The 6,701-nt window shown below is 69.6% G+C and carries 5 protein-coding genes; 2 read left to right on the forward strand and 3 right to left on the reverse strand.

What is annotated here, in order from left to right:
* Nucleotides 1-5 precede the first annotated feature (5 nt).
* Together ACZ7CD_RS28015 and ACZ7CD_RS28020 are read right to left on the reverse strand one after the other, a co-directional pair.
* Nucleotides 6-1,163, reverse strand: coding sequence for a hypothetical protein (locus ACZ7CD_RS28015; protein ID WP_470380051.1), 1,158 nt, complete (start codon nt 1,161-1,163; stop codon nt 6-8).
* Nucleotides 1,164-1,273: 110 nt separating this feature from the next.
* On the reverse strand, nt 1,274-1,828 hold the full coding sequence (locus tag ACZ7CD_RS28020; protein WP_360396292.1) for a CGNR zinc finger domain-containing protein: 555 nt from the start codon (nt 1,826-1,828) through the stop codon (nt 1,274-1,276).
* Between the two features lie 85 nt (nt 1,829-1,913).
* Here ACZ7CD_RS28020 and ACZ7CD_RS28025 point away from each other — a divergent pair, with 85 nt between their 5' ends.
* Together ACZ7CD_RS28025 and ACZ7CD_RS28030 are read left to right on the forward strand one after the other, a co-directional pair.
* A complete protein-coding gene (locus tag ACZ7CD_RS28025) occupies nt 1,914-2,348 on the forward strand; it encodes a nuclear transport factor 2 family protein (protein ID WP_360396291.1) in 435 nt (144 codons plus the stop codon).
* A 4-nt stretch (nt 2,349-2,352) separates the two neighbouring features.
* On the forward strand, nt 2,353-3,033 hold the full coding sequence (locus ACZ7CD_RS28030) for an MOSC domain-containing protein (RefSeq protein ID WP_458431313.1): 681 nt from the start codon (nt 2,353-2,355) through the stop codon (nt 3,031-3,033).
* A 185-nt stretch (nt 3,034-3,218) separates the two neighbouring features.
* On the opposite strand, the gene icmF is transcribed toward ACZ7CD_RS28030, so the two are convergent.
* Nucleotides 3,219-6,437 carry a fused isobutyryl-CoA mutase/GTPase IcmF gene (gene icmF, locus ACZ7CD_RS28035; RefSeq protein WP_470371230.1) on the reverse strand — a complete coding sequence of 1,073 codons (3,219 nt, stop codon included), beginning with the start codon at nt 6,435-6,437 and terminating at the stop codon, nt 3,219-3,221.
* Nucleotides 6,438-6,701: the final 264 nt, after the last annotated feature.

Below are 6,701 nucleotides of genomic sequence, written 5' to 3' on the forward strand. Positions count from 1 at the left end.
CCCCGTCAGCGGGCCAGCACGGCCCGCCACAGCACGCGTGCCAGCTCCGGGTGGCAGATGTCGTTGTGCGCACCCGCGATCCCGTCGCCGCGGCGGATCACCGACGAGCAGTCGACGTTGTGCACCTGACCCCTGACCAGGTCGCCGACCGACCCGACGTGGTGGCCGTGGACGTAGGTGCCTTGCACGCCATGGGCTCCGATGCCGCCGTACTTCGGGTACGCGTCGAGGTCGAGCTGCCGGCCCGACCGCGCGGCCAGCGGGTAGAACCGGCCGATCGCGTGGTCGTGCGCCGAGGTGGTCACGACGATCGGGCCGGGCACCCGGCCGAGCACGCCGCGGAAGTGACCGGCTCCCGGTTCGTCTGGCAGCCGTTCCGCGAACGACCACAGCGACATCGCGCCCTGCACCAGGGTGAGCGTCGCCGCCGGCACCGCGGTCGCCATGGCGGTCGCGGTGATGCAGCCGAAGCTGTGGCCCATCAGGTGGATGCGCGCGTCCGGTGCGACCTGGGCGACCTCGCGGGCGATCCGGGCCGCACCGCTGTCGCCGAACACCCGCGCACGCCGTTTCATCTTCCAGAACGTCAGGATCCGCAACGGCGACAGGATGCCGCCGAGCGCGGGGTCCTCCAGGCACGCGCGGTAGAGCTGCTGGGGGTCGAACGGCATCCCGTCCTCGCCCGGCAGGTCCGGCACCGAGCCTTCGAGGTAGACGTAGGCCTCCTTGACGGCGGGCGACATCCGGCACGGGTGGTGCAGTGCGGCCTGCACGATCGTGCGCACCGCGGCCGTGCGGGCCGCTCCCCCGCCGAGCCGCGCGGCCGAGACCCTGACGAACTCCTCCGACCTGACGTCCTCGTCGCCCCACGCCTTCGACGGCCAGTGCAGGCCGACCAGCAGTGCGCGGAACCCGCCCGGAAGCCGGTGCGCCGCCGCACGTTCCGCCCCGCAGGCGGCCATCGTCGCGACCCACTGGCCGTACTGGTGCCGGGCGGCCGGGACGTCACCGTTCCACCCGTGCACGAAGAAGAAAACATCGGTGACACCGGCGCGTGCGTCGCGTAGGACGTCCGCGCTGTCGTGCCCCCGCTCGTTGCCGGTCTCGTCGAAGCAGACGAGGTGATAGCTGATGTCGTGGCCTGGTACGGATTCTCGGGACATCGCGGATCACCACCACACAAAAAAGCGCTCCCTTGTCCACTTATCGGAACTCGGGCGGCTCACGTGTAGGCCGTGCGATCAGGAAAACCCGTTCGGACCAGGCGGTTCGCTCACTCGCCCGCCCGGTTGCGCCGGTAGTGCCTGGCCGCGCGGACCCGGTTGCCGCAGCCCGGTGAGCACCATTCCCGCCGCGGGTGGTCCTTCACGAAGTAGAGCACACACCCTGGCGCGTAACAGGCTCGCAACAGCACCTGCTGCTCGCCGGTGAACAGCTCCACCGCCTCGGCCGCGATAGAGGCCAGCGCGCGGTCGACCCGCGAACCGCCGACTTCGTTGCGCCGCACCAGTTTTCCGTCTTCCTCCGCGAGCTGCGGCCACTCGGTGGCGCGCTTGGCGGCGAGGTTGAGGTCGGTGACGGCCCGCGCGAGGTCGCGGTCCTGGGCGACCGCACGCGTGTCCTGCGTCAGCACGGCGGCGAGGTCCCGCAGGGCCTGGCGGAGCGTGCGGAACGCGCGCAGGTCGTCCTCGCCGGTCTCACCGGCGGCGAACCCGAGGAACCCGTTCAGCCCAGCGACGGTCACCAGGTCGTCGTTCACCTGCGACCGGTTCGCCCAGATCGTGTTCATGAGCAGGACCGGCCGGGGTTCGTCGGGCGTGAGCAACACGACCTAACGGTAACACGTCCTTGCATCCATTAGTGTCGTGTTCTAACGTTTGCGGTGTCTCCCAACCGTTGGAAAGGACGCCGCCGTGACCCTCGTGCCACCGTTCGACGCCGACACCGCCCGGCAGAAGGTGCAGGCCGCGCAGGACGCCTGGAACACCCGCGACCCGGAGCGCGTGGCCCGCGCCTACACACCGGACTCGGTGTGGCGCAACAGGTCCGAGTTCGTGCGCGGGACCGGCGAGATCGTCGCGTTCCTGACGCGCAAGTGGGAGCGCGAGCACGGCTACGCGCTCCGCAAGTCGCTGTGGGCGTTCGGCGACGACCGCATCGCCGTCCGCTTCCAGTACGAGTGGCACGACGACGACGGCCAGTGGTGGCGCAGCTACGGCAACGAGAACTGGGAGTTCGCTCCGTCCGGCCTGATGTCCCGGCGTGAGGCGAGCATCAACGACGTGCGGATCGCCGCCGCGGACCGGCGCGTCGACCCCACCTCCACCCACGACCTCCCGACGGAGTAGACCGATGCACGTCTCAGGACTGTGGCGTTACCCGGTGAAGTCGCTCGGCGGCGAGCCGCTGAAGTCGGCGGCCTTCACCTCCGACGGGGTCGAGGGCGACCGGCTCGTGCACGTGCAGGGCCCGCGCGGGGTCCTGACCGGCCGCACCCGGTACGGCCTGCTGACCATCCCCGCGACGACCGGGCCGGACGGCCCGCTCGTGGACGGGCACCCGTGGGACAGCTGGGAAGCGCACGAGCGGGTGCTGCCGTTCGGCGGCCGGCTGACCCGCTACACCGGGCCGGAGCGCTTCGACGTGCTCAACGTCCTGGTGGCCACCGACGGCCAGGTCGCGGCGGCGGGCGTGGACGTGCGGCGGCTGCGGCCCAACATCCTCGTCGGCGGGGTCGAGGCCGGCGAGGAGGAGAGCTGGCCGGGGCACGCGCTGGTGGTCGGCGACGTCGTCATCGGCATGTACCGGCAGCGGGCGCGGTGCGTGGTGACGACGATCGACCCCGACACCGGGGCGCAGGACCTGGACGTGCACCGGCGGATCCGGCACGAGTTCGGCGGGGTGCTGTGCCTGGACAGCTGGGTGGTGCGGCCCGGCGTGGTGAACGTGGGTGACCCGGTCGAGCTGGTGCCGACCGACGAGCTGCCCGACCGGGTGGGCGGGTGGATCGTCGGCCGCCCCTACGCCGTCTAGCCCCTTGCCCCTGTCGGCAAGGGCGTCTGCAAGTACCACCAACCCTTGATCAAACCGCCGCCAACTACTACCAACATGTTCGTCGTCCAACGAACTAGGACCGCGTCGGCAGGCGGTCGGAGGCGCTGTTGGTAGTAGAAAAGTGCCTGTTGATGTTGAGTTGGTGGTACTTGCAGAAGCAGGGGTCAGATGTTGCGGCGGTACTGGCCGCCCACCTCGAAGAACGCCTCGGTGATCTGACCGAGCGTGCACACGCGTGCGGCGTCCATCAGCACGGCGAACACGTTCTCGTTCGTCTGCGCCACCTCGCGCAGGCGTGCGAGGGCCTTCTGGGCCTCGTCGCGGTGCGCGGCCTGGAACGCGCGGGTCCGCTCGACCTGCGACTCCTTCTCCTCCTCGGTGGCGCGCGCGAGCTCGATCTTCACGACCTCGCGGGTGCCGTCCTCCGGCAGGAAGGTGTTGACGCCGACCAGCGGCAGCGAGCCGTCGTGCTTGCGCTGCTCGTAGAGCATCGACTCGTCCTGGATGCGGCCGCGCTGGTAGCCGGTCTCCATCGCGCCGAGGACGCCGCCGCGTTCGGAGATGCGGTCGAACTCCATCAGCACGGCCTCTTCGACGAGGTCGGTCAGCTCGTCGATGACGAACGAGCCCTGCAGCGGGTTCTCGTTGGCCGAGAGGCCCCACTCCTTGTTGATGATCATCTGGATGGCCATCGCGCGCCGGACGGACGACTCCGTGGGAGTGGTGATCGCCTCGTCGTAGGCGTTGGTGTGCAGGGAGTTGCAGTTGTCGTACAGCGCGCACAACGCCTGCAGCGTGGTGCGGATGTCGTTGAAGTCCATCTCCTGCGCGTGCAGCGAACGGCCCGAGGTCTGCACGTGGTACTTGAACTTCTGCGACCGCTCCGAGGCGCCGTAGCGGTCGCGCATGGCCACGGCCCAGATCCGCCGGGCCACGCGGCCGATGACGCTGTACTCCGCGTCCATGCCGTTGGAGAAGAAGAACGACAGGTTCGGCGCGAAGTCGTCGATGTTCATGCCGCGCGCCAGGTACGACTCGACGTAGGTGAAGCCGTTGGCGAGCGTGAAGGCGAGCTGGCTGATGGGGTTCGCCCCGGCCTCGGCGATGTGGTAGCCCGAGATCGACACCGAGTAGAAGTTGCGCACCTGCTGCTGGATGAACCACTCCTGGATGTCCGCCATCATGCGCAGCGAGAACTCCGTGGAGAAGATGCAGGTGTTCTGGCCCTGGTCCTCCTTGAGGATGTCGGCCTGCACGGTGCCGCGGACGTTGGCCAGCGCGAACGCCTTGATCCGGGCGTGCTCCTCCGCGGACGGCTCGCGGCCCTCCTCGGCGGTGAACTTCGCGACCTGCTGGTCGATCACGGTGTTGAGGAAGTACGCGAGGATCGTCGGCGCCGGGCCGTTGATCGTCATCGACACCGACGTCGTCGGCGCGACCAGGTCGAAGCCGTCGTAGAGCGCCTTCATGTCGTCCAGCGACGCGATCGAGACACCGGAGGTGCCGATCTTGCCGTAGACGTCCGGCGGGGTGTCGGGGTCACGGCCGTAGAGCGTCACCGAGTCGAACGCGGTCGACAGGCGGGTGGCCGGATTGCCCTTCGACAGGTACTTGAAGCGGCGGTTGGTGCGGAACGCGTCGCCCTCGCCCGCGAACATGCGCGCCGGGTCCTCGCCCTCGCGCTTGAACGGGAAGACGCCCGCGGTGAACGGGAAGAAGCCCGGCAGGTTCTCCTTGCGCAGGAACCGCAGCAGCGAGCCCTCGTCGTCGTACCGGGGCAGGCTGACGCGGCGGACCTGGTTGCCGGACAGCGTCTCCCGCGTGAGCCTGGTGCGGATCTCCTTGTCGCGCACCGTGAACACGAGCTCGTCACCGCTGTACTGCTCGACGGTCGCGGGCCACGCACCGAGCAGGTCGGTGGTGTCGCGGTCGAGGCCGCGCTCGGCGGCGGAGGCGAGCTCCGCGATGTCCGCGACGCCCTTCCCCGCTGCCTCCAGCGCCTTCTGCGCCGCGGTGAGCTGGGTGTGCGCGCGGACCGCGGCGACCTGCTCCTCGGTGCGGCGGTGGTAGCCGCGCACGGTGTCGGAGATGTCGCTGAGGTAACGGGCGCGGGAGGCGGGCACGACGGTGGACGCGCTGGTCGACGTCTTGCCGGACACCGGTGCCAGCGCGCCGTCCTCGACGTGCAGGCCGTGCTCCTTCAGGCCGTCGCGCAGGAACTGGTAGAGCGCGGTGACGCCGTCGTCGTTGAACGTCGCGGCGGACGTGCCGTAGACCGGCATGTCCTCCCACTTCACGCCGAACGCCTCGCGGTTGCGGACCATCTGGCGGGCCACGTCGCGGCGCGCGTCCTCGGCACCGCGGCGCTCGAACTTGTTGATCGCCACGGCGTCGGCGTAGTCGAGCATGTCGATCTTCTCGAGCTGCGACGCGGCACCGAACTCCGGCGTCATCACGTACAGCGAGAAGTCGACGAACGGCACGATCGCCGCGTCGCCCTGGCCGATGCCGGGGGTCTCGACGATGACCAGGTCGGCACCGGAGGCCTTGCACGCCACGATGGCCTGCTCCAGGCCGTCCGGGATCTCGCTGCCGGCGCGGCGCGTGGCCAGCGAGCGGAAGAACACCCGGTCGCCGTCGAGGCAGTTCATCCGGATCCGGTCGCCGAGCAGCGCGCCACCGCCGCGGCGCCGGGTCGGGTCGACCGCGAGCACGGCGATGCGCAGCTTGTCCTGCTGGTCGAGCCGGAAGCGGCGGACGAGCTCGTCGGTGAGCGACGACTTGCCGGAGCCACCGGTGCCCGTGATGCCGAGCACCGGGACCTTGCGCGTGGCCTCCAGCGGCTCGGCCGTGCCCGCCTCGATGTGCGTGATCGCGCGCGCCAGGGCCTCGTCGGCTCCCGTCAGCAGCGCGTCGTGGCTGAACGGCGCGGTGAGCGCGTGGTCGCACTCCTCGATCATCAGGTTGATCATGCGGGCGAGGCCGAGCGTCTGCCCGTCCTGCGGCGAGAAGATCCGCGCGACCCCGCGGGAGTGCAGCAGCTCGATCTCCTCGGGCACGATGACGCCGCCACCGCCGCCGTAGACCCGGATGTGCCCGGCACCGCGCTCGTTCAGCAACTCGACCAGGTACGAGAAGTACTCGACGTGCCCGCCCTGGTAGGCGCTGATGGCGATGCCCTGCGCGTCCTCCTGGACCGCCGCGGTCACGACCTCGGCGACCGACCGGTTGTGCCCGAGGTGGATGACCTCCGCGCCCTGCGCCTGCAGGATGCGCCGCATGATGTTGATCGCCGCGTCGTGGCCGTCGAAGAGGCTGGACGCGGTCACGAAGCGCACCGGGTTGACCGGCTTGTGCAACGCGGGCGCGAGGGACGTCGTCATGAGAATAGTTTGACTTCCTACTATTGGACGTGCAACCGAGGGTGGTCCAGGTCTCTGTATCGAACCCGAACCCGGCACCCCGACTGTGCTCCGCACGCCTCAACCGGGACTCGGCGGGCGGTTGCGCTCCCGGCGACAGATCCGGTAGGCATGTATTCAGATCGTTCAAACCTGGGGGGTCTCCATGGACAAGTACCCAGCTGATCACTAATGCCCAGCTCAGAGGGCTACCTTCACCTCCCCCGAAGCGCTATGGTTGATCCA

The organism is Lentzea sp. NPDC036949 (assembly GCF_055608075.1).

Coding starts and splice junctions, on each gene's coding strand:
- ACZ7CD_RS28030 (WP_458431313.1), top strand. CDS start 2,353: ATGCACGTCTCAGGACTGTGGCGTTACCCGGTGAAGTCGCTCGGCGGC.
- ACZ7CD_RS28015 (WP_470380051.1), bottom strand. CDS start 1,163: ATGTCCCGAGAATCCGTACCAGGCCACGACATCAGCTATCACCTCGTC.
- icmF (WP_470371230.1), bottom strand. CDS start 6,437: ATGACGACGTCCCTCGCGCCCGCGTTGCACAAGCCGGTCAACCCGGTG.